Origin of the sequence: Desulfuromusa kysingii, assembly GCF_900107645.1 — a bacterium.
GTDB classification, from domain to species: Bacteria; Desulfobacterota; Desulfuromonadia; order Desulfuromonadales; family Geopsychrobacteraceae; genus Desulfuromusa; species Desulfuromusa kysingii.
The window spans coordinates 219103-244158 of the sequence record NZ_FNQN01000004.1; the positions used below are offsets into that span (position 1 = coordinate 219103).

The 25056-nt window shown below is 47.4% G+C and carries 23 protein-coding genes; 7 read left to right on the forward strand and 16 right to left on the reverse strand.

What is annotated here, in order from left to right:
• Positions 1-227 precede the first annotated feature (227 nt).
• The 9 genes from BLU87_RS08335 to BLU87_RS08375 form a co-directional block, all read right to left on the reverse strand.
• Positions 228-599: a chaperone modulator CbpM gene (locus tag BLU87_RS08335; protein WP_175498308.1), complete on the reverse strand. Its 372-nt coding sequence runs from the start codon at positions 597-599 to the stop codon at positions 228-230.
• Positions 600-654: 55 nt separating this feature from the next.
• Positions 655-1617 (reverse strand): DnaJ C-terminal domain-containing protein, encoded by a 963-nt coding sequence (locus BLU87_RS08340; protein WP_092346677.1) that lies wholly within the window; start codon positions 1615-1617, stop codon positions 655-657.
• 80 nt (positions 1618-1697) lie between these two features.
• On the reverse strand, positions 1698-2201 hold the full coding sequence (locus BLU87_RS08345; protein WP_092346680.1) for a nucleotide exchange factor GrpE: 504 nt from the start codon (positions 2199-2201) through the stop codon (positions 1698-1700).
• 289 nt (positions 2202-2490) lie between these two features.
• Entirely contained in the window at positions 2491-3252 is a 762-nt protein-coding gene (locus BLU87_RS08350) for a sulfite exporter TauE/SafE family protein (RefSeq protein WP_092346682.1), read from the reverse strand.
• Positions 3253-3531: 279 nt separating this feature from the next.
• Complete coding sequence (locus tag BLU87_RS08355; protein WP_092346685.1) at positions 3532-4128, reverse strand: FmdE family protein; 597 nt, start codon at positions 4126-4128, stop codon at positions 3532-3534.
• A gap of 338 nt (positions 4129-4466) precedes the next feature.
• Positions 4467-5384: a sulfurtransferase gene (locus BLU87_RS08360; RefSeq protein WP_092346688.1), complete on the reverse strand. Its 918-nt coding sequence runs from the start codon at positions 5382-5384 to the stop codon at positions 4467-4469.
• 91 nt (positions 5385-5475) lie between these two features.
• Entirely contained in the window at positions 5476-5712 is a 237-nt protein-coding gene (extJ, locus tag BLU87_RS08365) for a selenite/tellurite reduction operon protein ExtJ (RefSeq protein ID WP_092346691.1), read from the reverse strand.
• 80 nt (positions 5713-5792) lie between these two features.
• The gene (gene extI / locus BLU87_RS08370; RefSeq protein ID WP_092346694.1) at positions 5793-6932 is read right to left on the reverse strand and encodes a selenite/tellurite reduction operon porin ExtI; all 1140 of its coding nucleotides are present in this window, start codon (positions 6930-6932) and stop codon (positions 5793-5795) included.
• A gap of 75 nt (positions 6933-7007) precedes the next feature.
• Complete coding sequence (locus tag BLU87_RS08375) at positions 7008-8999, reverse strand: sulfurtransferase (protein ID WP_175498309.1); 1992 nt, start codon at positions 8997-8999, stop codon at positions 7008-7010.
• A 156-nt stretch (positions 9000-9155) separates the two neighbouring features.
• Between BLU87_RS08375 and BLU87_RS08380 the strand changes: the two genes are divergently transcribed.
• Positions 9156-10070 carry a LysR family transcriptional regulator gene (locus BLU87_RS08380; RefSeq protein WP_175498310.1) on the forward strand — a complete coding sequence of 305 codons (915 nt, stop codon included), beginning with the start codon at positions 9156-9158 and terminating at the stop codon, positions 10068-10070.
• Between the two features lie 182 nt (positions 10071-10252).
• Here the strand turns inward: BLU87_RS08380 and BLU87_RS17290 are convergent, their stop codons facing one another.
• Entirely contained in the window at positions 10253-10429 is a 177-nt protein-coding gene (locus tag BLU87_RS17290; RefSeq protein ID WP_175498311.1) for a hypothetical protein, read from the reverse strand.
• Between the two features lie 126 nt (positions 10430-10555).
• Positions 10556-10813, reverse strand: coding sequence for a hypothetical protein (locus BLU87_RS08385; protein ID WP_092347052.1), 258 nt, complete (start codon positions 10811-10813; stop codon positions 10556-10558).
• 472 nt (positions 10814-11285) lie between these two features.
• On the opposite strand from BLU87_RS08385, the gene BLU87_RS08390 reads away from it, so the two are divergent.
• The 5 genes from BLU87_RS08390 to BLU87_RS08410 all read left to right on the forward strand — a co-directional run bounded on the left by BLU87_RS08390 (position 11286) and on the right by BLU87_RS08410 (position 17042).
• A complete protein-coding gene (locus BLU87_RS08390) occupies positions 11286-12446 on the forward strand; it encodes a NifS family cysteine desulfurase (RefSeq protein WP_092346703.1) in 1161 nt (386 codons plus the stop codon).
• A gap of 36 nt (positions 12447-12482) precedes the next feature.
• Entirely contained in the window at positions 12483-13451 is a 969-nt protein-coding gene (locus BLU87_RS08395) for an iron-sulfur cluster assembly scaffold protein (RefSeq protein ID WP_092346706.1), read from the forward strand.
• A 447-nt stretch (positions 13452-13898) separates the two neighbouring features.
• The gene (locus tag BLU87_RS08400) at positions 13899-14252 is read left to right on the forward strand and encodes a DUF488 domain-containing protein (protein ID WP_092346709.1); all 354 of its coding nucleotides are present in this window, start codon (positions 13899-13901) and stop codon (positions 14250-14252) included.
• 208 nt (positions 14253-14460) lie between these two features.
• Positions 14461-15048 (forward strand): uracil-DNA glycosylase family protein, encoded by a 588-nt coding sequence (locus BLU87_RS08405; RefSeq protein WP_092346712.1) that lies wholly within the window; start codon positions 14461-14463, stop codon positions 15046-15048.
• Between the two features lie 431 nt (positions 15049-15479).
• Positions 15480-17042, forward strand: coding sequence for a multiheme c-type cytochrome (locus tag BLU87_RS08410; protein ID WP_175498312.1), 1563 nt, complete (start codon positions 15480-15482; stop codon positions 17040-17042).
• Positions 17043-17241: 199 nt separating this feature from the next.
• Here BLU87_RS08410 and BLU87_RS08415 read toward each other — a convergent pair whose 3' ends face one another.
• The 5 genes from BLU87_RS08415 to BLU87_RS08435 all read right to left on the reverse strand — a co-directional run bounded on the left by BLU87_RS08415 (position 17242) and on the right by BLU87_RS08435 (position 23812).
• The gene (locus tag BLU87_RS08415) at positions 17242-18582 is read right to left on the reverse strand and encodes an acetamidase/formamidase family protein (RefSeq protein WP_217637461.1); all 1341 of its coding nucleotides are present in this window, start codon (positions 18580-18582) and stop codon (positions 17242-17244) included.
• Between the two features lie 285 nt (positions 18583-18867).
• Positions 18868-20628, reverse strand: coding sequence for a hypothetical protein (locus BLU87_RS08420; protein ID WP_092346718.1), 1761 nt, complete (start codon positions 20626-20628; stop codon positions 18868-18870).
• Between the two features lie 48 nt (positions 20629-20676).
• Positions 20677-21579: an AEC family transporter gene (locus BLU87_RS08425; RefSeq protein WP_092346721.1), complete on the reverse strand. Its 903-nt coding sequence runs from the start codon at positions 21577-21579 to the stop codon at positions 20677-20679.
• A 64-nt stretch (positions 21580-21643) separates the two neighbouring features.
• Entirely contained in the window at positions 21644-22474 is an 831-nt protein-coding gene (locus BLU87_RS08430; protein ID WP_092346724.1) for an FRG domain-containing protein, read from the reverse strand.
• A gap of 15 nt (positions 22475-22489) precedes the next feature.
• Positions 22490-23812 carry a PhoH family protein gene (locus BLU87_RS08435; protein ID WP_092346727.1) on the reverse strand — a complete coding sequence of 441 codons (1323 nt, stop codon included), beginning with the start codon at positions 23810-23812 and terminating at the stop codon, positions 22490-22492.
• Positions 23813-24200: 388 nt separating this feature from the next.
• Here BLU87_RS08435 and phnC point away from each other — a divergent pair, with 388 nt between their 5' ends.
• The gene (gene phnC, locus BLU87_RS08440; protein ID WP_092346730.1) at positions 24201-25010 is read left to right on the forward strand and encodes a phosphonate ABC transporter ATP-binding protein; all 810 of its coding nucleotides are present in this window, start codon (positions 24201-24203) and stop codon (positions 25008-25010) included.
• Positions 25011-25056 lie beyond the last annotated feature (46 nt).

Genomic DNA, 25056 nt, shown 5'->3' on the forward strand with positions numbered 1-25056 from the left:
AAATAAAATTTGTTCTTTCAAAGTATAGCAACAATTTGCGGCAACGTGAGATGGCAGATAAATAATTAGCAATGAAAACTTGCAGCGGAAACATGACGGACACAATAGAAGATCGAGGGTATTAAGGCACCGGTGATACCGATCAGGACACTCAAGAGCGTCATTCGAAATGTCAGGTGTTGCCGTGTTAACCAATCCTTTGTTGTTTCCACACCAAAGTCATGATCCTACTGAGCCAAGCGGCGACAAAGCGTTAAGATTTCAGCTTGGTGGTCCAATTCTTTTTGGCGGAGTTGTTGCTTCATGTCATTAAGCTGCTGTTCCATCGTCTTGACACGCTCCCGATAGCGGAGCACAAAATCTACAGCCTCCAAGGACAGTCCCATATCTTGATGCAGATAGCGAATAAGTTTAATTTTACTGACGTCCGCAGGGTTCAAACCCTTTGCTCCATGCAACATAGGATGTGCCGTAACCAGCTCTTCGTGCTCGCATTGCAAGATGAACTCTTCTGTGACTCTTGTCAGCTGGGCGACTATCCGATATTCAAAGTGAATTTCGGAGTCAGTGCAAAAAACAGAAAGTGGATATTTCTTCATGGCATTCTCCTCGCCAGATGGACGGCAATCGTCCAACGGCACACAAACCATTTATTTAGTGTATGGATTTCCATTCTTCGACCAGGGCCTTTTCTTTAGCTGTCAGCTTTTCTGGCAAAACAGCTTCTACTGTGACATAGAGATCACCACGTTGCTTTGGATGTTTGAGTTTAGGCATCCCCAATCCACGCAACCGGAAAACCCTCCCATTACGGGTCCCCGGCGGAATAGGCAGATTCACTACGCGGTCGATACCAGGGACCGCAAGTTTGCCGCCTAATAACAGGATAAATAGATCAGCAGGAACCGTGAGTTTCAGATCATCCTTGTCGCGTAAAAAACGCTTATCAGGCAAGACCTCGATCGTCAGAAACAGATCCCCCGCCTCTCCCCCAGCAGACCCCATAGCGCCCTGCCCTTTAAGCCTGACCCGAGACCCGGTATTGACTCCAGGGGGAATTTTGACATCGATCTTACGGCCACCCTCCCACTCCAGAACCCGCTGAGTCCCGGAGAAGGCCTCATGGAGACTGACTTGCAAAGAATGCTCAAGATCTTCACCGTGACGTGGACGTGGCTGACGATAGAAGCGCTGATCCCCCGCGCCATCATGACTCTGATGCCGATCAGCACCACCAAACAGATTGGTGAAAAAATCGGAATAATGACCACCAGCTCCAAACAGCTCTTCAAATTCCTCTGGCTTCACCGTTCTATAACCATAATTCTGCTGATCAGCAGCCGCTCTTGCACCCCAATTGAAATCCTCGGGTTTTCCTCCGCTGTGTTGATACTGTTGCCATTGTGAGCCAAGGCGATCGTACTCCTTGCGTTTTTCAGGATCGGACAAAACTTCATTAGCCTCGTTGAGATCTTGAAATTTACCTGCGGCAACATTGTCATCTGAGGTCACATCGGGGTGGTACTTGCGGGCGAGTTTGCGGTACGCTTTTTTAATTTCTTGAGTGCTGCTTTTGCGGTCAACACCCAATATTTTGTAGTAATCTTTGTACTCCATACGGTCCTCATCTACTCACATTAGGACAGGATTAATCGTCTAAACACAACAGGGCTCACCAACGATCAAAAGTTGTCGAGTCAACGTGACGCAATAAGCACCTGCGCCGGGCGTAACAACTTACCATCGTGCAGATAGCCTTTCTGTTCCACCCGCACCACAGTGTTGGGGAGAACCCCTGGATATTGAACCATACCGATACTTTCGTGCAGACTCGGATCGAAGGGCTGTCCCAAAGCCTCGATCTCTTCGACATTGTATTTCGTGAAAAACTTCTCTAAAAGATTCAGATTCAACTCGAGCCCCTGTAAGATCCCCCGGCTGTCCTCTTCGGCTGAGGTATGCCGTAAGGCAAGACTCAGACCATCAGCGACAGGAAGAATATCTTTCAGCAAGGCTTCCTGTTGCAGATGAATATCTTGAGCCGCATTCCGTGCCAACCGCTTTTTAATGTTCTCCAAGTCAGCAAGCAGACGGAGATATCGCTCCTTCCAGATCACGACTTCCTCCAGCGGCTGATTGTCAGCTTCGGTGTCTATCTCTCCATGTGTTGCACTGAAATTTTGCCTACGTTCACCGTTCATCACCACACCCCTTTGACCAATGTGTCAGTCCCGAAAAAAATACGTTCACCAGCTGCATAAATCTTCCTCCTATGATTTAAACTTTACCACTTTTTTTGCACGACAAGGCTTTTTGACATCTAAAGATCTGCCATTTCTTGTTCAGCCAATAAGTTAAGTAAATGCGTGGAGTTGTGTGGTCAAAAGAATGGCCCCCTCTTCATTGTGCAAGGGGGGTTGTATTGATATCAAGAATCGAATCCAGGTTTCTGAAGCGATGAATTTCCGGACCAAAAGCCAATGTTTCGTCCTAACCAAACAATTGCAGTCCCATTTTCAGAGCCAGCAACAGTAACAAGCCACCAAGAAATTTCTTGATCGTTCCTGGTTTGAGTTGCGCGTGCATAACCTTGGTACCAAGGCTTCCGCCAAAGTAAGCGGCGATCGCCACTGGGAACATCAGCAATAGATCGCTATGCCCCATAGCCAGATAGGCCACCAGTCCGCTCAGAGAGGAAAAAGGGACCACAAAGGCAGTAATCACTGCAACCTTCTTCGGGTTAAAACCAAACATAATCATCAACGGAGCAATCAATCCGCCACCGCCGACGCCGAGCAAACCCGACAGGTAACCGGCAACAACACCGATCAACGCCGGAACCAGAAACGGCCGATCCTCCCGAAACTGGTTTTCAAACTTATTGGCGCGAAAGAAGACCAGCATCACCCCAGAAAAAAGCAGGAACAGGGTGAAGACCGCCAACACCGCCGATTTCGGCACCCAATGGTTCGACCAGGCACCGAGCGGAGCAAACAGAAATGAACTAACGATAATCGGCACGCCAAGCCGAAAGTCAAGCCGGTGAGCGCGGATATTATTGACACTTGCCCCAGTCATGCTCAGAGTATTGACCAACAACCCAGTCGGCTTAGCGACCAGTAACGGCACCCCGAACCAATCGAGTGCGGGCACCAATGCAATGGCAGAACCAACACCGCCAAGAGCAAAGATAAAGCTCAAAACAAAAGCGAGCAGCGAGATGATGAGTTGATTGAATATTTCAGTTTCCATAAACTATGCCTGGTCAAACAACCAACTCCCTGACAAAGAATTTTTCGCCCGGTTAGCTGCCTTGATTCCCAGTGATATAACTCCCGGGTTCAAACTGCAGGGGGAGACATGGTTGATAATAAACTTCTTATGCAAACACCGCTCTATCGGATTGGCAAAGGTTACGGTATCACTCAAAAGGGTATCGTGGTCATCGCCCTGCCACAGATGAATATGATGCACATTGTTGCCCCCCGGGGATCAATATTTATGGTGGTGATGTTCGGCCATGAGTGTCCTCTATTTTGCACAAGGAATACAGACACGTCCGGCATCAGTATCCTGTAATTTATTCGTAAATGTAAGTTCACCACATATGGCACAGGGTTCAGCGGTAAAAACCCCTTTTGCCCCAAGCAATTCAACCTGCTCGATTTCACCGATATTAAGCAGCATTTCTTCAGGAATTTTAAATATTTTTTCAATCACAGGATTGGTGATCTCAGCCGGAATATTCTGTGGAAGGACACCAGCCTTGCGTTGTTCAATAAAGGGAGATTTCAACGCCTGGCTGAAGACTTCATTCTTAAGTGACACCCTCACGGAACGGCCAGTTTTGACATCAATCAGAGTGAACGCCATCTTGTTATAATAAAGTTTTTCGATGTTAGATTTACCATAAGTGCACCCGGTTGCCGTCATGATGCCATCAACAAAACAACCGGCGGCATGACCGTCTCCGGTTTCGGCTAAAACTCGCAACTCTTTGTCTTGTGAACGTTCTACGCCGAGCGCCTTCATTGCCGCAAGTCCGGCACGTAAACCCATCGGCATAGCGGGACATTTATGACCATGAAATTTCAATCCTGTTGCATAATATTCTTCAAACGAGTGCATCCTGTTTCTCCTTTGTAAGTTATTAGGCGGATGGTTAATACCCCAATCATTTTTTCAATTCTTGCATAATAAACAAGTGTGTGGGACGAGCCATTGATTTAAGAACTTGGGCGCGGGATGGGGAATAATTTTCAAACTTAAATTTCATCACGTTGATCTCCTTGGCTATTTGGTAATATAGCCAAGGAGATCAATTGTTGTCAATTTTTTTCTCTATCTTTGTTGCCATTCCACGTCATTGAGTCAGTTGACCTGGAGTCATAAGAAAAACCCAACATGATAACAACATCATGGGAAATAACTCCCATATTGGTAATCGGGCCCCATAGATTGGTTATTTATTGTTCCCACAACCAATGAGTGTCTTGAGCAGGTAAAAACAACTTCGAACTCCAGGCATTCCACCCCCCGTCGTAAATTCTGACATTTTTATAACCCAACAAATACCGCAACTGCATATAAGCATGGGCAGCACGATCACCACTATGACAATACAGATAGACAGGACTCTCTGCAGTGATCCCATTGTCAGCATAAAGCGTGGCAATCTCCTTCAGACTGAGGAATTTCTGTGTTTCTGAATCATTAGCCTTGGTCCCTGTGATGTTGATTGCTCCGGGAATATGTCCCCCCCGGATCCCACGGATTTTCTGCCCCAGGTATTCATTTTCCGGGCGAACATCCAACAGAATGATAGCGTCAAGGTTCTTTGCCAGCTTATCCCGATAGATGTCACTCCAAGCTAAACGAATCCCAGCCCTGTTATCGACTATGGTATAGTCTGACGCTGGTAATTGGACGCTAGCCGTACTCTCTTCTCTGCCCTCCTGTTCCCAGTTATCGATCCCCCCGTCCAATAACATTAACTGCTGGGTATCATGCCCATACATTTCCATAATCACGAGAAAGCGACTGGCAAAAAGGCCGAACTTATCATCGTAAGCGATAACCGTTGAATCATTCTCGATACCTAGGCGATCAAGAACTTGTTTAAATTGTTCAGGTGAAGGGTACAATGTTGGCGGCTCCTGAGTGTAATCGCTCAGGTCAGCATGTCGGTTGACTTTAACGGCCCCAGGCAGATGCGCTATCGCATAATAGTCAGATTGACTTTGCACATCGACGATTATGGTTTTTGCTTTGTGGATGTTTTCTGCAACCCAAGAAGAGTCAACCAATTCAATAGCAAATACCGGAGAACAAAGGGTCAATACAACGAAAAGGATCAGCCATACAGGGGTAATAATTCTGAGCATAAAACACCTCCGCTGTTGATATGGATAGGTTTAATGTCCGCCATCCCTGAAGAGCAAACGGCGTGGATGCAACACAACTATTTGCAATAAATTAGCAACCTTGCAGCATGCTTCCGCCACCTTTTTTAGGTGCACCTTTTGACTCGTCAGCTTCAATTTCTACCTTGGTTCCTACTTTGAGCTTGGAGGCTTTCCCTTTGGTGATCTGGATGGTCACGGTTTTTCCTTTGACCTTGGTCACTTTTCCTTTGAAATCAGCGGCAAAGGTGGTGCCTGAGATACTGATGACGAAGGCAAGTGCGGCAATGAGTGCGAGTGTTTTTTTCATCTTATTCCCCTTTGGTTGATGAGTATAAAAATACCTCCCTGAAAGTGATTTTCCAGGGAGGCGGTTGGACGGTTAGCGGTTTAGAAGATCACCTGGACTTGAGCAACGACAGTGTCAGAATCTTCAACTGTAGAGCTACTGTCATAATCGCAGTTGGTGTACTCAACGGTGACTTTCAGGTTTTGACCACGGACATAGTAATTGAGTCCGAGACCGAGCAATTCAACTTCATGATCCATCACGCCATACAGATCGGCAAAGGACCAGCTCTCTGAACGACCGAAGAATTGTAGTGGCAGGTTAGGAAGCATGTAACCGGCTTTAACATAACCACCGTTTTTCTCACCGGTCATCCCTGTTACACCTGCGTCTGGATTGGCTCCTTGATAGGCATCATCCAGATCATAATCAACATAGGCGGCGGAAAGAGTGATGGCGCCCATCCCTTCGATGGGATACTCGAAGAAGGCATCAACGGTCCAGGCGCTATAATCAACAGCCTTACTTAAAACAGAATTCGAGTAAGCAACATCATTTTCCATCTGGTACGCAGCACCAAAGGTAAGAACTTTTTTCTGTCCCATGTAAGTCCCTTTGTAGCCATACCCTTTTTCTGGATCAAGGAGGCTGACATGGACACGAGCGGAATAACGGAGGTTGGAATCAACTTCTGAGTCATTACCATTCATCGCGTCAACCCGATACTGGATCATGTCATTAGCCAGGTTACCCCAGACGGCGATCCCTTTATCACGGGTGCTGACAAAAGGTGCGCGGATCATACTGGAACGATCCAGCGTCAGTGGCATTTCACAGGCTTCAAGATTTTCCCGGGTGAGGTTGTATTTGAACTTACCCATCCACAGGTTCAAGCTGTTATTGAATTTGAAGCGGAGAACAGCGTCCAGCAGTTGGAATCTATCGCCATCGGAGGAGCTGTAGTCGTTGTCTTCAGTGTATTCGGTCTGCACATACAAACCAAAGCTTTCACCATAAGCACCCATCAAAGCAATACGGTTACGACGGAAGTTGAATTCCAGTGAATCGTCATCACCATTGTCTTGATTGACCAGTTGGAATTGACCTTTATAGTCCAGCTTCAACAGCCCTTGATCTTCATCACCAAAGGACCAGATGGGGCCGGCGAAGGCGCTACTTGCCAGCAGGCAGAAGCCTACGGCAAAGGTGCAGAGCAATGCGGCTTTTTTATATAATGTCATACGAATTTCTCCTTATTTTAGATTTCACTCCGCCATAGGCATGTATAGCGGAGTAAAAGATCCATACAATCTTGATTAGCAACCACCACCGGTCGGGGTGAAGGCTGTTGGGGCTTCGCCACCACTGGTTGTTGAGGATGAGCCATTATAGTCCTCATCTTCATATCTCACCTCATCCCCAAAGCCATCATAGTCAGGATAGGTTTCTACTGATGGCCAGTTGACTCCAGAAACATAGGTTTTCTTTTCCAAGAAGCTGTCGGAGTTATTGTCTGCGGTATTTGCACCATTATCATTAAGGACCTTTGTCGCCCGGAACATGACATTTTCCGAACGGCTGACGGTATCCCAAGCGGGATTCCCAGAGAGGGCACCACCGAGTTTAATGGCACTGCCAACAGACACTCCGGTCGCCGCATCCACAAACCAGTTTTCGGTGTCATCCCACTGAAAGTAATTGTTTCGGGCGGCGAAAATGACTGCGCTGGGGATACCAACTGGGTACGCAGGGAATGTTGTATAGTGATTGTTTTTAATATAGGTTTCGTCGGCAGGTTCGTAGGCGGTTAAAACTGCCCATTCATTCCAAGAACCATCGTAGGTACGAACATCTTCAAAGCCACAGATCTCTTGCAAAGCAAAGGCATAGACAGAGGCCAAAGCGCCAGAGTTACAATAAATAATGATTGGCTTGCTACCATCAATTCCTGCCGCAGCAAAAGCGTTCAACAGGGTTTGCTTTTCGGCATATTTCGTTGAAGGCATCGCCCCAGGGAGATAAGCTTCAGTCACCACGGGAACTGTTACGTTCCATTGGGGGCTGCCATTTTTGACCAACTTGGCCCCTTTCACCTTCCCTTCAAACGCTGCGGGTTTGGCCCCTAAAGGGAGAACCAACATGCCTTTGCTCGGATCAGCATCATCCTTCCATTGATATTTGATCCAAGCAGCACCATCTGCTGGGTCAAACGGCAGCGGATTCGCCATATTGAAAACAGGAATACGCGGGGTCGTTGTCGCCGGGTCAATCTCTTGAAAGAGAAGTTCACTTAAGGTTAAATCACCAGTGAACAACTGGGTGGTGTCATCGTAAGTATATCCGGCAACTTCAAAGATATCAGGAGCTCCGTTCGCATCGGCATCAGTAAAATAGAATGGTGTCGGCGGCTGACGGGCATCAAGGACAACAACTTTGTTCGCATCGTCATCGGCCAATGAAGTGCGACCGCTATCAACCTGATCGATCAATTCACCAATGCTGATACGGACATCAAAGAAACGTTTCGGCAGCTCGGTCACACTGAAATTTGATGGCGTGACATTCGCCAAGGTCACAACCCCTTGAGCCAGAGGCTCCTCAGCTGGGAAGTTAGCTTTCATATAGAGGGCATAGGCACGGTTGCCACCATCGAGAACTCTGATTTTTTCTTTGGCAAAGCCCCAATAACGGAGTGTCCACCACAGTCGTGAAGAGCAGAATCCGGGATAGTCCTGACGCGAAGTGGTCATAACAATAACATCATCCTTGGTAATTCCGAGACGACACAGCATCTGATCAATCAAAGACCCTGTTCCCACTTCATGGTCTGCCAGAACAGGACCGTCGTTTCGTGGTGTGACCTCATACCCTTCATGCGAGACGCTGGGAAGAGCTCCGGGAATATGCCCGAGAACTCCAGCAGCTTCCAAACCCGCAATCATTTTATACTGGGGAGCGTTCAAGCCATATTGCTCCTCCATGTTGGTGCGAATTTTATCTGCATCACCGGCAAACCAACTCTCGGTATCAGAATAGGTAAATGCTCCAGCAGTATTCGGGACACAATCAAGAATAACGACACGATGACCATCGGCAGTTTTGTAACCATTATCAACCCATGACTTTAAGGTTGCGGCGTCAAGCAAAGCACTGACATTGTCATCATTTTCGTAATACTTGACATCAACGTCAGTGTAACTCTTACCACCACCACCTCCACAACCACCGAGCAGCAAAACGGCCAACACAGTTGATAGCGTTATTAATAACTTTTGATACCGCAACACCTTTGTGATCCTATTCATCATACTTCCTCCATAAACACAAAAGTCGAGGACCATCCTCAACTTGCTTCGATTTGATTTGCTAGTAAAGCGCTTTATGGGGTAAAAATATAATCAATACTTCGCATGATGATCATGCGTTTTGTGCATATCGTCCTGTTCTTCTTGGGGAAATACGTCATGGAATCGAATTACCTTAAGACCCTTATCGTGGTTGGTAAATATGGAAATATAACGCGCGCATCAGAGATTCTCCATGTTTCACAACCCGCAATCTCAAGGCGCATCAAATTGTTGGAAGATCAATTTGGACAAGTTTTATTGGATCGTTCTGGGACGGGAGTTGAGCTTACGGCAGCAGGAAAAATCGTGGCTGATAAAGCGGTACAGATGCTTGAGTTGGAAAAAGAGTTAATTTCTGGGCTGACAACGGTTGAGACAAATGAAAAATTGACCTTTGCATGTACCCCCAGTTTCGGCATCGCCCACTTACCTCAAATCATGCGGGACTTTATGCTCAAAAGCTCAGCCTCACCTGATTTGCTCTTCCATTTTGACGTACCGAGAAAGATCATTGCAGGACTCAACAGTGAAATTTATTGCTTTTCCGTTTTTGAACATACAGAGGGATTAAATTTGACAGGGCTCCAGACCATCTCTTTACCTGGAGATGAAATGGTCTTTGTTGCCTCTCCCAAACTGGAGATATCCGAAGAAGAGATTGAAATTGACGACGTCCTTCACCACACTCTCTATGGACGTCATGAGGGCTGCTGTTCCCGTTCACTGCTCGAAATCAACCTGCAGAACAACGGACTCAGTATTTCATCCTTTGAACGCCTCATCATCTACGACGACCTACATCTGCTTATTGATGCAATATCAAATGGAGATGGCATTGCTTTCTTGTCCAAAGACGTTGTTGCAAAAGAGCTTGCTACCGGAAATTTGAAAGAATTCAAAGTTGCTGGATTCAGTCTCGCAAGAAATCGATCACTCGTCACCCCATCTAACTTTGTCCACAGCAATATTACAAAACAGTTGACTGAGAGCATCTTCGATTACTTCAAGGCACAACCTTTTTGTGGCAAATAAAAGTCATTAACACCTTGAAACAGCAACGCCAGGAGATGAAGGTCAAAACCCCGCGTATCATCCCTGACTGTCCCTTTCAGAATCCCTGTCTCTGCTGAGCCAAGTGAATACCGTTTGGCTCAGCAAATCAGCAGCTTTTGGGTCTAAAGCTATTGAAGTTGTTAATCTCTTTTTTCAATCACTTAAGGTCCGAAGCTTTCTTTAGCCAATTCTTTCAAGGGACGGTCGCAACAGGTCATTTGACGTCTCTGTGCCTCATCTTTATGGTATTTCTTATTGCAGCTCACACAGATAAACGCGTTTTTATCTTCGAGTTCCTGTTCTGCTTGAGAAAATCTGTCTCTATATTCTTTTGACATGTTTTTACTCCTTTCCGAAAGCGTCTACAGTACTTTGCTACGCCTTTCCCCGCCCGAGAAAACTGACGGATTTTGAGATTTCAGAAAAAAATAAGCACACATGCGTTGCAATGAAGGCTGCCAAATTCAAGAGCTTTCACGTTGTTTAGGCTCTGAGACCCGATCAGCGTTGAGACGACAAAGAATTTGCACGATTTCATCCAGCTGGTTCGGTGGACCTCCCGGCATGTTTTCATCGTCTGCAACAGCCAATTCACGGGCATCATATTCCCATTGACGAAGGATCTTGATTTTTTGTTCCCGGGTCAGAGATTGCTGTTGGAAAACGTCAGTCGGGTTAGTAAACTCTGCCGCCGGATTAAGCATTGCTCTCTGAATATCCATGACTTGTCCTTTCATGATCCGCTCAATCGGCCCCACATTGTTGTCGTCGTCTCCTGTTGTGCATCAAAAAATATCTGTCACATTCTCCCTTCGCCGCCCAAAACATAACCATTTTGGTTGTAATTAAACATTATCACAAATATCCGCAGGTGCAACTTTAACGGCTCAGAACCCAACCGTAATCTCATAATGGCGGCATGCAAAATAATCAATAATTGATAACTTCGATCGTGCATAAAATGAATATAAGTCGATCTGTATCCCCGGGTGAACATCTCTGATTTGAATTGGCTGCCGTCCACACAAATTAATGACTATTTCAGTCAGGTAATTGACTTGCGGCTTTTACCGGTTTAACCTGTGTAGGCATGTCGTTAAATTATTCAGGTTTTGATTAAAAATAGGCTTTCGGTGTATGACTGTATACAGCAATTGCCACGTGATCACCTTTAACTATAGACAGAGTGGAATTATGGAACGAATTTATCTTGACAACAATGCCACCACCATCGTCGATCCAGCGGTGCGCGATACCATGGAACCCTTCTACTGCCACATGTACGGCAATCCCAATTCACTGCACCTCTTCGGCATTGAGGTACGTCCGTACCTGCATCAAGCGATGGAGCAGCTCTACTCAGGGATCGGTGCGAGCGACGCAGACGATATTATTATCAACTCCTGCGCTACCGAGGGGAACAACACCGTCATCCTCGGTTTCTACTTTAATCTCCTCAAGGATACGCGCAAGAAACATATTATCACCACTCAGTTAGAGCATCCCTGTGTGCGCGAATCCTGTCGTTTTCTTGAACGACATGGCGTCAAAGTGACTTATCTTGCGCCTGATCGTGATGGCCTGATTACGGCAAAAATGGTCAAAGATGCAATCACCGATCAGACCGCACTGGTTTCAGTGATGTGGGCAAACAATGAGACAGGCATTATTCTGCCTATTGAAGAAATTTCCAAAGTTTGCAAGGAACAGGGCGTCTATTTGCACAGTGATGCTGTTCAGGCGATTGGCAAAGTCAAAGTCGACCTCCAAAAAGTTCGCGTTGACTTTCTGACTTTCAGTGCTCACAAATTCCATGGGCCGAAGGGGGTCGGTGGTCTCTATATTCGCGACGGTTTGAACCTGCCGCCATTATTGCATGGAGGTGAACAGATGGGAGGTCACCGCGCTGGTACGGTCAATGTCGCTGGTACGGTGGCAATGGGTAAGGCGATAGAACTGGCCAATGCCAGTCTCGATTTTGAGAATCGTGAGGTCAGACGGCTGCGCGATAAGCTTGAAGATGCCCTGCTCAAAAATGCTGATGTTCTGGTCGTTGGCAAGCGAGAACTACGCACACCTAACACCTTATACGTCAGTATCCGTGGCGTTGAAGGGGAATCCATGATCTGGGATCTCAACCAGAACGGCATCGCTGCTTCGACCGGTAGCGCCTGTGCCTCGGAGTCATTGGAGGCAAGCCCGATTCTGACAGCGATCGGTGCCGACAGAGAATTGGCACATACAGGTGTCCGTTTCAGCCTGTCCCGTTTTACGACCGAGAAGGAGATCGACATCACCATTGAGGTGGCTAACAAGGCGATTGAACGCTTACGGCAACTCTCTACCTCCTACTGATGACAAAGATAACTAACGCATAACAGGAGAAGAACCATGGCAAAAAGTGACCTGATCGGTGGTGAACTTTGGGAACAATATTCCCAAAGGGTAGCTGACCGGATGAACAACCCACGCAACTTCGGAGAATTGACTGAAAGCGACGCTCAAAAACTTGGAGGTCGGCTCGTGATTGCCGACGAGGGGGCAGAATCCTGCGGCGACACTGTTCGTCTTTTCTGGATCGTCGACGAAAAAACCAACATCATTAAAAAAGCAACCTTCAAATCTTTTGGTTGCGGCACGGCGATAGCCGCGACCGACATGATGGCCGAAATGTGCATCGGTAGAACTGTCGATGAAGCAGCCAAGATTACCAATCTTGAAGTTGAACACGCTCTGCGAGATCAAGAAGATGTGGCTGCGGTCCCGCCACAAAAGATGCATTGCAGCGTCATGGCCTATGAAGTGATTAAGCGCGCCACCTCGATTTACCGTAATGTCGATATCTCAACCCTGGCAGAAACCGACATCGTTTGTGAATGTGCACGGGTCTCGTTACAAACAATCGAAGATGCTATCCGCATCAACGATCTGAAGACCGTGCAAGAGATTACCGATTACACCAAAGCTGGAGCCTTTTGCAAATCGTGCATTCAGCCTGGTGGGCACGAAAAACGTGATATCTACATCGTCGACATCCTTGCCAGAGTCCGCGCTGAGATTGAACGTGAACGCAATCCTCACAGGACACTGTCTGCTGAATTTGCCAAACTTTCGGTGATCAAGCAGTTTAAGGCCATCGAATCTGTCCTCGATGAACACATCCGACCGGTTCTGGCCAGAGATGGTGGTGGGATAGAACTTGAGGACATCCAACCCGGGGAAAATGGGATTATCAACGTTCACATTCGCTACCAAGGTTCATGCAAAGGGTGCGCAGGCAACGTCGCTGGAACCCTCTCTTTTGTTGAACAGACCTTACAGAAAAATCTGAGTGAAAATATCCGTGGAGTGGTCGTTTAAGAATTCCCAAGTGAAGTATCTAATTTATGGCTCTCTGCCAATTCCTGGCAGAGAGCCGTGCCAGAGCAAGGAAAAAGACATCGAATGGTATTGGCAACTGAATATCTTCCTGTCAATAGGATTTTTAGTCTAGTTTCAGGACCAAATCACTCCGCTATCCTCCTATCCATCTTATATTCGCAAAACGATTTACACGACCAACGCTATCGATTCGGCAATATCTCATAGAAATGGACAATACCAATCCACCTTTGGCGATTGGTATTGAACCCGTTTTCGACACTATTTTAAGAGTGGATGTCGCGACTCTAAAATAGTGTCGACTCCCATGAGATGTTCAATGGACTTTATCAGAGGGTTAACAATATCAACGCAGATAATAAATAATATTCACAATGGCAAATTTATAGTTTTAAAATAGATCTCTACATAGAGATGGAGGCGGCTATGATTCAAGTCAAACGTGTGTATGACCCACCGGCCCAGACAGATGGAAAGCGCATTCTGGTGGAACGGCTTTGGCCTCGCGGGATCAAGAAAGAGACATTGAAACTGGACGCCTGGCTCAAAGATGTTGCCCCTAGCACTGAACTGCGAAAGTGGTTTCGTCACGATCCAGCCAAGTGGGACGAGTTTCAGCAGCGCTACCGGAACGAACTCGACAAGCATCAAAACACATGGCAACCCATTATTGAAGCAGCAAAAACGGATAAGGTGACGCTGCTCTACAGTTCGCATGACGCAGACCACAACAATGTCATCGCACTTAAAAAATATTTAGAAGAACGGTCGGACGCTTAAGGGTAATCTGTTCAATCTTCGCATGCTGGTGGCTGTATCTCAGGAGAAGCCCAGGCGCAGTGCCGTGTTTTCGGGTCATCTTATATTGAAGTATGATTGAGATTGTTTCTGATAGCCGTTCGCGAGAGAAACCGAGAGGGTGATTAGCGACAGACTAGCAGTAAAGAACCAAGAACACTGTCGACCTCAAAGTGGAGGAGCTGAGACTATGACAGCTATCGTGCCACAACTCAAAACCGTTCGGCGTTGTTCAATCTGTGCCGAACATTTGCCGTTAGGTGCACGTCCGATCTTTCAATACCATCCGCAAGCCCGTATTCTAATCGTAAGTCAAGCTCCAGGCAGGAAAGCTCACGAGTCTGGCATCCCCTTTGCGGACGCCAGTGGAGAGCGCCTGCGACAGTGGATGGGCGTATCCTCCAAGATATTCTATACCCCGCACAACATCGCCATTGTGCCAATGGGTTTCTGTTTCCCCGGTACGGGTAAATCCGGCGACCTTCCACCACGACCAGAGTGTGCGCCAGCGTGGCGTGAAAAACTAGTGGGACACCTTACGAGCCTTGAACTTACACTTGTTATTGGCCAATATGCACAGGCATATTATTTCCCCGATTCGGACAAATCGGTGACAAAGACCGTTAAGGAGTGGAACAGGTGTTGGCCACATTTGGTGCCGCTCCCCCATCCGAGCCCTCGCAATAACATCTGGTTGCGGAAGAATCCGTGGTTTGAAAACGAGCTGGTTCCACGTTTGCAGGCAAGGGTCGCAGAGATATTACCCCATGCAAGCTGAGCTCGGTACGGGGGCGTGGTTTAAAGATATTTAAAGAGCAAGAAAGCACCTAACTTCCTGTCAACCCATATTGCACCCCCGCAACTCAGGTTGCATGGGGGCTTAATCACCCCTACCACCTGTCATCGCTCCCGCTAAAACTCTTTTGATGCAACCTGGGTTGCGTCAAGAAACAATTTGTTTTTTGCTTAGAAACCCGCCTAAAAAGAATAATTTCAGCGCTTTAAACGAGATCTTCAAATTGGCATTCAACTTGCTCAGTTCACAGTAGTTTCTCCCAACCCATCATTCGCATAGTTCCAAAGGACTGATCAGGTGAATGACGACTATATGATGAAAGGAGCCTAAGCATAGATAAGCAGCAAAATGAGTTCTCCAGAAGGAAACTCATACCCAATTAAAGCTCGAGAGGAAAAAAGATGAAGACAGCTATGAAACCAGTATTGCTTCTGTTCATTGCTCTACTGGCACTGGCTTTGCCAGCGACTGCCACGACTAAAGCCGATAAAGAAGTTAATTTAAGAGGAGATTTTGTCGGGTCTGATGAATGTGCAAAATGTCATCAATCTGTTTACGACGAGTGGAAAGATACTCGCCATGCAACTGTCTTAAGAAAACTTTATACCAAAGAAAATCATCGCATTGAAGCTCCCTGGGGCACAGAAAAAGAGCCGAAAACCGCGACTCTGGTGAGCGGCCAAAAGATCACGACTTTCATGAAGGGCGATAAATACTGGGTCACGATGCATGACGCAAAAGACCCTTCCCGCGATATCAGCAGACGCATCGATGCTGTCGGTTACAAGTCTCAAACCAACTTCATGAGCTGGGACGAAGAGAACAACAGCCTCTCTTATCTACCATTTACCTACTGGAGAGATGACAACACCGGCGAACATTGGGGCAACTTCTTTTATTTCCTCTATTGGCAGCCAGATGGCTCCTTTTTCCCGGAAGAGAAATTAAAGGACAATATTAACTTTCTAGGCTATGAAAACCGTTGTGCGGACTGTCATGTCACAGGCTTCTATGCCAAATCCTGGGAAGAACTGCCTGACATCGGGCGAGTTGTCGATGAGCATAACCTTTGGACCACTACTGAATTCAGGATCGGTTGCGAAAAGTGCCACGGTCCGGGTGGGACACACGTGAAAAGTCTGAATCGAAAAGACATCGTAAACCCGGAAAACCTTGCTGAAGAGAACCAAGCAGACGATTGCCATCAGTGCCACCAATCAGGCTATTCAAGCAACTACACTGCCCCGCATTTAAACCCTTACATCAATGAGAATGCGGTCATCTTTGACGAAGATAACCCACTGGGCCCTGGCGACCACTTTAATGTCGGTGAAAACCTGGAGGACTACTACACGTCCTTTCTCCGTTACCAATGGGCCGGCACCGAATATTTCCAGCAGGGTAAGTCATCCGCAATGCAACTGGCGAGCTCCAAACACGGGAAAGCAGGCATAAACTGCAAAACGTGTCATGACCCGCACACCCAAAAAACCCGGAAGCTGACCAACGATCTCTGTCTGGATTGCCATACTGACAAAGGGACTGCAGAGCATCAGATGGAAGCACACAAAATGATGGATGTAAGCTGTGTCGATTGTCACATGCCGTTCATGATCGGGAGTCGAGTTCGCTCAGTCCGTTATGATAACCGCTCTCATCATTTCGATGTCCTGACACCGACAGATTCACTGGAGCAGTTCGATTACCTCAAGCAATTTACTGAGCCTGATGCTGACCCGGAAAACAGACAAACCAAGTTCTGGCAAAAGATCAACGAAAATGGCGCTTGCTATGACAGCTGGAAATACCCATCGAATATGTTCTGGTGTACCTCTTTCGATGTTCTTCCAAATGCATGTTCAAGCTGTCATCATTCAGAATTCCCATTGCCGGGGAAATTTGATGATGAGCAAAGAAACAAACTCCTTCGTGGACAAGAAAGATACAATAAATTTCTGAAGGCAACGACGAAATAAGGCTAAACAACCAAGGGTTCCTAGAGGCAACTCCAGGAACCCTTGTGCATTTCACATTCACCAAGAAGTAACAAACCCGGATCATCCTCCCATAGATAAGGTTCTCGACAAAAGTACCAAGTCATCTATTCTCCCCCTAACCCATCAGCTATTTAACGATAGCGGGTAACTCGCTGTCACCCGCTATCGTTTGGCAGACTTAAATCCCATATTGGTCTCTGATAAAAAGTCGCAACCCTTTGCGCGCTAACTGACCTAGTGGTGCTCTAAAGGTAATTTGCACGACCCCCGGATGACGGCCTATCTCAACAGCACCAGTGATAGTCGCCCGATTTTTAACTTCCGGTACCGTCATGTTCAATAATTCAGCAGCCCGTTTCAGGCCATTGTCGGTGGCGGCGTTCAAATCCGGACCGGTGCCGATCACCGAGATAGGGGCAGATTTCTCCAGTTGTTCCACCCCCCAGGTTTTAGCCATCGCTTGTGCCTGTGTCCACTCTGCATCGGAGAGAGGTCGAGCCAGAAAGGGGAGATCCTCAGCGACAGGGAATAAAATTGGTCCGTCAAGGTTTAACCCTTTCAGGAGATGAACCTGCAAGGTGACTGTACCCGAGACATCGCAGGTGTGGCCGGCAATTTCACCATCACCCTGCAAGGCATGCATATCGCCCAGATAAACCCCACCACCCGGTGTTTTGACCGGACAGATCAAAATAGCGCCGGCACGCACAGCGTCAATATCCATGTGCCCATCGGTGCGTAGTTCAAGTTGCTCAGCAGTCAGTGCATACTCATGGGGCGCACCAACAAGGAAAGCACCAAAATCGCCGGCGTTGTGAGAGTCTGGAATTGGAACGCCGGGAGTGGTCCCTAATTGCCCCATAAAGGGCCGCATTCGAGCCACCAGACCGACTAAATCGTGAGGGGCAAAAGTCAATCCGGGGTTCTGAATGGAGTTTTCGGGCAAAGCCGCGTACCGACAGGACTCTCTGGCAATGGCTTCTGTTGCCTCTTGGTGTAAGGTCACCCCCACTGTGCGGTTTTCGTTAAAGGCAATGGTGTATCCATTGGTAAAGTTGAAAGGGGTGGCATCAGCTCCACACTTAGCGCACCGAACTGCTGTCTGGCCAATACCCTTGATGATGGTTTTTGGATACAGAGTACCACACTCAGGACATTGTCCTGCCACATAGGGGTCGCCTAAAAACCGCCCTTCCATAACCTTGTCATTACCTGATGAGGTCGCCTGCGAAGTGACGTTAATTGCTTTAATGCGGATGGCAATGGCATCACCTACTTCTGCCCCAGCCACCGCCACTGGTTGCGTTACCTCGTGTCCTCCCCGAAGCTCCGGTGTAATCATAGGCCCCCAACACCCAGGCGCGGTATTAGCCACAATATGACCACCATCGCGTACCGGGCCAAGCATGGGCCGGTTAGGGTCAAGGATGCCATCGATAAAGCGGTCAACATAGACCGTTTCGTGGACCACACCCTGCTCTGTTCCCATTTGCTGCTCTTTTTGAAGATCTGACATCATAACCACCATCTCCTCTTCTAAAAAATAGGAATCTGTCTTCGGCGGAGGGTCTCCAACGACATCCGAAGGACTCTCCCCGCCGACAATACAGGCTGGAATTGGCTCCACTTAAAGTGTACAACATTCCATCCAGAAGAACAGAGCATCCCCCTAATTAAGGTCAATCGGGCTCTACCTCACGAATATCCGGTTTACTAGGAATTTGTCATTGAGCCCCCTTCCCTACGATCTAAATCAAGGTGAAAGCTCTACGCCAAAGAAACCATACATCTCATCAACAGTCTCTTAACGGAAGAAAAGTTCCAGTCCCGCAGCCTGTCGTTCAGCGATATCGGGAATGCGCCGACGTTGCCAACGTTTGATAATGGGGAACATCCAGCCTGTGAGTGGAATCAACAGAAGACGATCAAGCCAGCGATAGCGCGCCTGTTTCCGCATAAAAAAACTGAACAGAAGACCGCTGGTGATCCAACGGATATGAAATGGGGCAAAATCGCATTCGATAGCAAAGCCCCGAGGATACTTTTGCCGATAGGCTTTGATCTTTTCTTTGACCTTACGTTCTCTTTTTTTACCAGCTGAACCGAGATAAAAGCGGCGCAGGTTGATGATCAGTGTGAAGGTATCAATTCCCAACCGCAAGTTCTGTTCTTTGGACGGGAGCTCCTTGACCAACTGGTCCAGACGACGCAATACTTTTCGCAGTTCACGGTCTTTCTGCCGCAAGACTTTAGCGTTTGGCTGAAAGGTCTTGAAAACAAGACGCAATGCCCGATTGACGAGGATGGTATCCCAAAAAATCCAGAGCAAAGGGGGAACACGTAAGCGTCGGAACCATAGAGAAGTTTGCGCGAAGGGGACAAAATACCACAGCTGATCAATCAATAAGTCAAACAGAGAAACGATTTCCACGATCGTATCGGGGTTGGCTCCCGCAAAACGTTGCTGACAGAACTCATCGAGTATCTCATCGGCTGTTTTGTTGCTGGAGAAGAGCCTTACAGCAGTGATAGTGTTCAGTTCGTTCCATGGTGAAGACGTCTCCAGAAACGTCAAGCTATCAAAATGGGACCAGCCACCGGTCTGGCACCAGACCGAAATACCACGTAAGGTTTGGCAACTTTCCAGCTGGTCTCTAAGTTGTTCGTACTGCCGCCCGACATATGCGGGAAAGACCCCAAACCCTTCGTATTCACGTCGCGCCTGCAGTTCGATGATCTGCATGTGAGATGCTGTCTGAATGAAATCGTTGAGAGGCAGATAACGAAAAAAATCACCGGCCCCGTATTTGTGTGAGACAATGAAAGAGGAAGAATGAATATTCGCGAATGCACGCTTCTGGGTGTTGGCATTCCAGTTAATATCGCCGATCGAAAAGGCCCCCAGCCCCCAGGTACGAAAAATAATCTGTTTCTTATGCGATTCCACGACCGGCAGGACTGCCTGTAACCAGCGGTTGCACTGCTTGGCAGTCCGTATGACTAAACGGCTTTTGAAGGCGGAGTTCACATCAACACCATCCGGTTCCCCGATCCGGGTGACAACCCCATCCACCTGAGGAAACATATCAAACAGACGCTCTAACGCTTCGATAAAAAGTTCGCGTAAAAGATGATCTTTGCTCTGAGTGTGAGTTTCGATAAAACGGTTGCAAAACATGATATCGGTTGTGACGTAAATCTTTAACCCTTCCTCTTTGGCAATTTTGAAAACACGTCGGAACAGTTTTTGATAGGAATGAACCGTGCGACTCAACAGATATGGATAAAAGTCGAACAGGGTGATGTGTGCCAGATCATCAAAAGTGATGGCGTTGTAACCGATGGAATGAACACGGCGGCAGTAGATACGCAGATCTGCACAGATTTGATGAGTGATTTTTGCCGGAATTTTACCGTGAATAGGGAGTTCTTCCAGTGGGGCTTTGGACCAGTTTTTACGGGTTCCATCAACAAATGGGGCAAAAAAAGGTGCCGAGCCGTCAATAATGAACAGATCCGTTTTTGTTGCAGTTTTATTCACTTCAGCAATTGGTGTTTTCGTCATCAGTCATCCTGGAGGAGGCAAGGGAGAGGTGGTTGATATCATCAAACATCACCTCTGCATATAGATGAGGAACGGGGTCCAAAGCATCCCCAACAACGTAGCGTAAGAGACGACGCTTGCGGCAAACGCGGTATCCAGTTCTTCCATAGAGGAAAAAACCAGGGTGTTCATGCCGCTAGGTGCTGATGCCATGATCAGTGTTACCGAGCGGGCAAGCCCCTGTAGCTGGAACAGTTCGCAACAAGCATAGCCAAGGAGAAAACCGATGATCATGCGAATCAACAATGTGGTTAACAGTAGGGACGGTTGCACAATTCGAGGATTGAAAGCGATACCCAACGCCAGCAAGACCACTGGGGTGGTCAGATCCGCTAAAGGCTTCAAATAGGCGATTCCAGTGGCACCGATTTGCAAACCGGTAAAGTTGAGAACCAGTGCGGTAAACAAAGCAAGTAGCGGCGGCGATAGAAAAAATTTACGCAACAGGAGCATACCGCCCGTGCCATCTTGACCATAACGGCAGGCTTGGTAGTAAACGAAGGTGAAAACAATTAATGCGCCACCAGTATCAAACAAAGACGCTAATGCCATCCCCTGTTGACCATAGCTGGCCAGGATAAATGGGAACGAAAATCCCCCATTCATGATCATGGCGCCGAGCAAAAAAACAGCAAAGGTCTGCTTGTGTAGATACCGGGCTTTCGCATAGCCAGAAGCGATCAAATAGGTGCTGAAAATAATGATGATGGCGCTTAACGGTAAGAAAAGCCATTGGGGATCGAATGTCAGATTTGTCACTGAAAGGAGTATCAATGCAGGGAGGGAAACATAGAAAAACAGTTTGAGAAAATGTTGCGCGTCGTTTTGCGCAAAGACACCACATCTCTTCAGGGTCACACCCAGAAAAAAAGTCACCATCAGCGGCAGAATATTAAAAAAAATGACGTCCACAACGGTTACCTTCGAAAAGAGCTTTAGGAATGGAGGACTAATCGATTCAGACAACAGCACCTGTTCATGCCGACCTTTCGACCTCCCCCGCAAAACAGAGTGCCGGACGTTCACTCTTCGGACTATATTGGCGTTTCAACCATAAACTGAGCCCATCTAAGCCGGGGAACAAAACCCTCTCGGTAATATTGGCCTGATCAAGTTTGTCACGAATTTCCCACTTCAGAGAGCTGGGGATGATGATGCGTCGCCAGAGATGAGGATGCTGGGCAAGCCACTGATTCAGTGAACAGGTAGAATCCGGCATCACAGAAAAAAAACCGAACTGGTTCGTGATGCGATCATCAATCGAAGGGGGTTCAAAAAACAGCGCAAAATCATCCCGCCCCACACGCATCAATTCCTGCAGACTGGAGACGGCTGCTGATAGCATCTCTACCGTGAAAACATTGGCTCCTTCTTCGTCCAACTTTTTACGCAATTGTCGTGGTAACAACTGGTGGGTTTTGAGGTAATTCACCGCCCAGATGACACCATCCTGATCAAATAGGGTGATGTTAGCTGTGGCAAAATGGAGCGCAACATAGGGAGAATAGGTCCAGTCAAGCAATCTTGTTGGTAATCCATAGTGTTGTGCTACGGATAACCAGTGCCAGATTGAATCCTGCTCCACAACACTGCGGCGAGCATGTTTTTTAAAGTTCCTCAGCAGGTGAGGCTCAAGGGGGGCATAATTCCCACCAAGCCGGATTAACGTCGTTTCGAGCTGATAATGGCTATCAGAAAGGCCACGAAAGGCGTATCGAGAACGGAATCTTCCCAACTCACTGTTCCAGGCATCTTCAAACAACTCATCCTGTAAATGGGCCCAACTGGTCACGGTTACTTCCTGCATAAAACAGTACCTTTGCTACAATAGTTCGCTGGCGGCAGCTGCCAGTGGAGATCGTTCTCCCCGATTCAGGAGAATATGCCCGGCAAGAGGGCTCTCCCGAAAACGTTCGACAACATAGGTCAGTCCGTTACTGGAGGCATCGACATAAGGATTGTCAATCTGTTCAGGGTCGCCAGTGAGAACAATCTTGCTCCCCTCCCCGGCTCTGGTGATGATGGTTTTGACTTCATGAGGGGTCAGGTTCTGCGCTTCATCGACAATCAAGTATTGTCGCGGGATTGATCGACCACGGATATAGGTTAACGGTTCAACCGAAATAATCCCCATCTCTTTCAACTCTTCATGACGCTGCTGTTTTCTGCGCATACCACCATCACTGAACAACAGGTCAAGATTGTCATTAATCGGTTGCATCCATGGGGCCAGCTTCTCTTCAACATCTCCAGGGAGAAATCCAAGGTCACGCCCCATCGGGAATACCGGCCGGGAGACAAGCAGCTTTGAATAAAGGCTCGACTCGGTTACAGATTGTAGACCGGCAGCTAATGCCAACAGTGTTTTCCCGGTTCCAGCCCGGCCGACCAGGGTAACCAGATGAATATCAGGATGAGAGAGCAGTTCGAGGGCAAATTTCTGTTCCAGATTGCGTGCAGCAATTCCCCAATAGCCATCCTGCGGACCACCACGCAGTGGGAGGATGGCCTGCTGTTTGGGATCGAAACGACCGACAGCCTTCTGTTGCAGGTTATCCAACGCTCTGATATTTAAACAAATGTGCGGCGGAAAAGTTTGCTCAATGGTGCCGAGTTGTTGTTTTTGGAAGAACCGATCTATTTGTTCACTGGTCAAATCCAGCTGGGCTGTTCCGGAATAGAGATCGTCAAGAGAGATCTTGTCCGTTTCATAATCCTCAGCCTGAAGTCCAACCGCATGCGCTTTAATCCGTAGATTGATATCTTTGGTGACAAGAATCACTGGCCCATCACAACGATGCTGTTCCTGAATGGCCAAAGCCAGAATCTGATGATCTGCCGTTGGCGAACGAAGCTCATGTGGAAGCTGATCAAGACAGCCGTTGCTGGTGACCACAACCCGCAACAGTCCGCCGTTCTCCAACGCAACGCCACCATTGGTCAATACGCCGATTTGCCGGAGACGATCGAGTTCTCGCGAAACTTGTCGGGCATTGCGGCCATTCTCATTGCCATCTTTTTTAAACCGATCCAGTTCTTCAATCACCGGAAGGGGAAGAATGACCTCGTTATCCTGAAAAGATAAAATTGAATTAGCGTCATGCAACAAAACATTGGTGTCGAGAAGGTAAGATTTTTGACTCAAGGCTGGCTCCTTTAAGATGGATTTATTGAATCATCAAGAGGGAATGTTAAGAAATGATGTGGAAGGGGATAAATTAAGACCACTTTTTCAATGGGCAGGCACAAAATCCGGATCTAAACAAACCTGTGTGGACAGAGTTGAAGACGCAGGTGCCGATGGTCAAATTTCCTGGGAAAGTCATTAACACTTATGGAGCAGATTGCTCTGCTGTTCACCCATCACGTTTTGTAAGCCTTTGCTCATGGAATTGTGTCTCAGATTAAAAAGATCTGAATGCATATTCATCAAACGATAACCGGCCCCTAACTAAAACCTAAACTTTGAAAATTAGCCTGTCCAAGTTTGTTAGAGATTGAATCCGAAAACAAGATCACTAAAGGACAGCGCTATGGACATGGTCATCGATATTGAAGGTTTGAACAAAACTTTTGGCAAGAATCAAGTTCTTAAAAATATCAATCTCAAGATCCAGACAGGAGAAATGGTCGGCCTGATCGGCGCTTCAGGTTCGGGAAAATCAACCTTGATCCGTTCGATCGCAGGTCTTGAAACCATGGACCACACCAGTAAACACATCAAAATCTTTTCTGAACCGACACAATTAGGACATAGAAGAACCTCAAGTTATCGTTCATTACGCAAAGATGTCGGGATTATTTTTCAGCAGTTTAATCTGGTCGGTCGGCTCTCTTTGCTGACCAATGTTCTGATCGGTCGACTGGCCCATAATCCTTCATGGAAGGGGATATTCAAGCTCTTCCCCAAAGCGGAAAGAATTAAGGCTCTGCAGGCTCTTGAACGGGTCAATATGGTGGACTATGCCCACCAACGTTCTTCAACTCTCTCTGGGGGACAGCAGCAGCGTGGCGCCATCGCCAGAGCGTTGACCCAGGAGGCCAAGCTCATACTTGCAGATGAACCAATTGCTTCTCTGGATCCCGCTTCCTCTGATCGGGTCATGAACCTGCTCTGCGATATCAATAATCAAGATGGGACAACAGTAGTTGTCTCCCTGCATCAGTTTGAAGTGGCAACAACACGCTGCGACCGCATTATTGCTTTGCGGGACGGAGAAATTGTCTATGACGGTAAGGCCTGCGGGATCAGCAACGCGGACCTGATTGAACTCTATGGTGTTGAGGAAGGTATCTGCAATCTTGGCGCAGAACGTCCTACTCCGATTATGAAAGCTGGATAACAGCAGTTTTTCAACGACATGACTTCAATTTTACATCCAACAACCC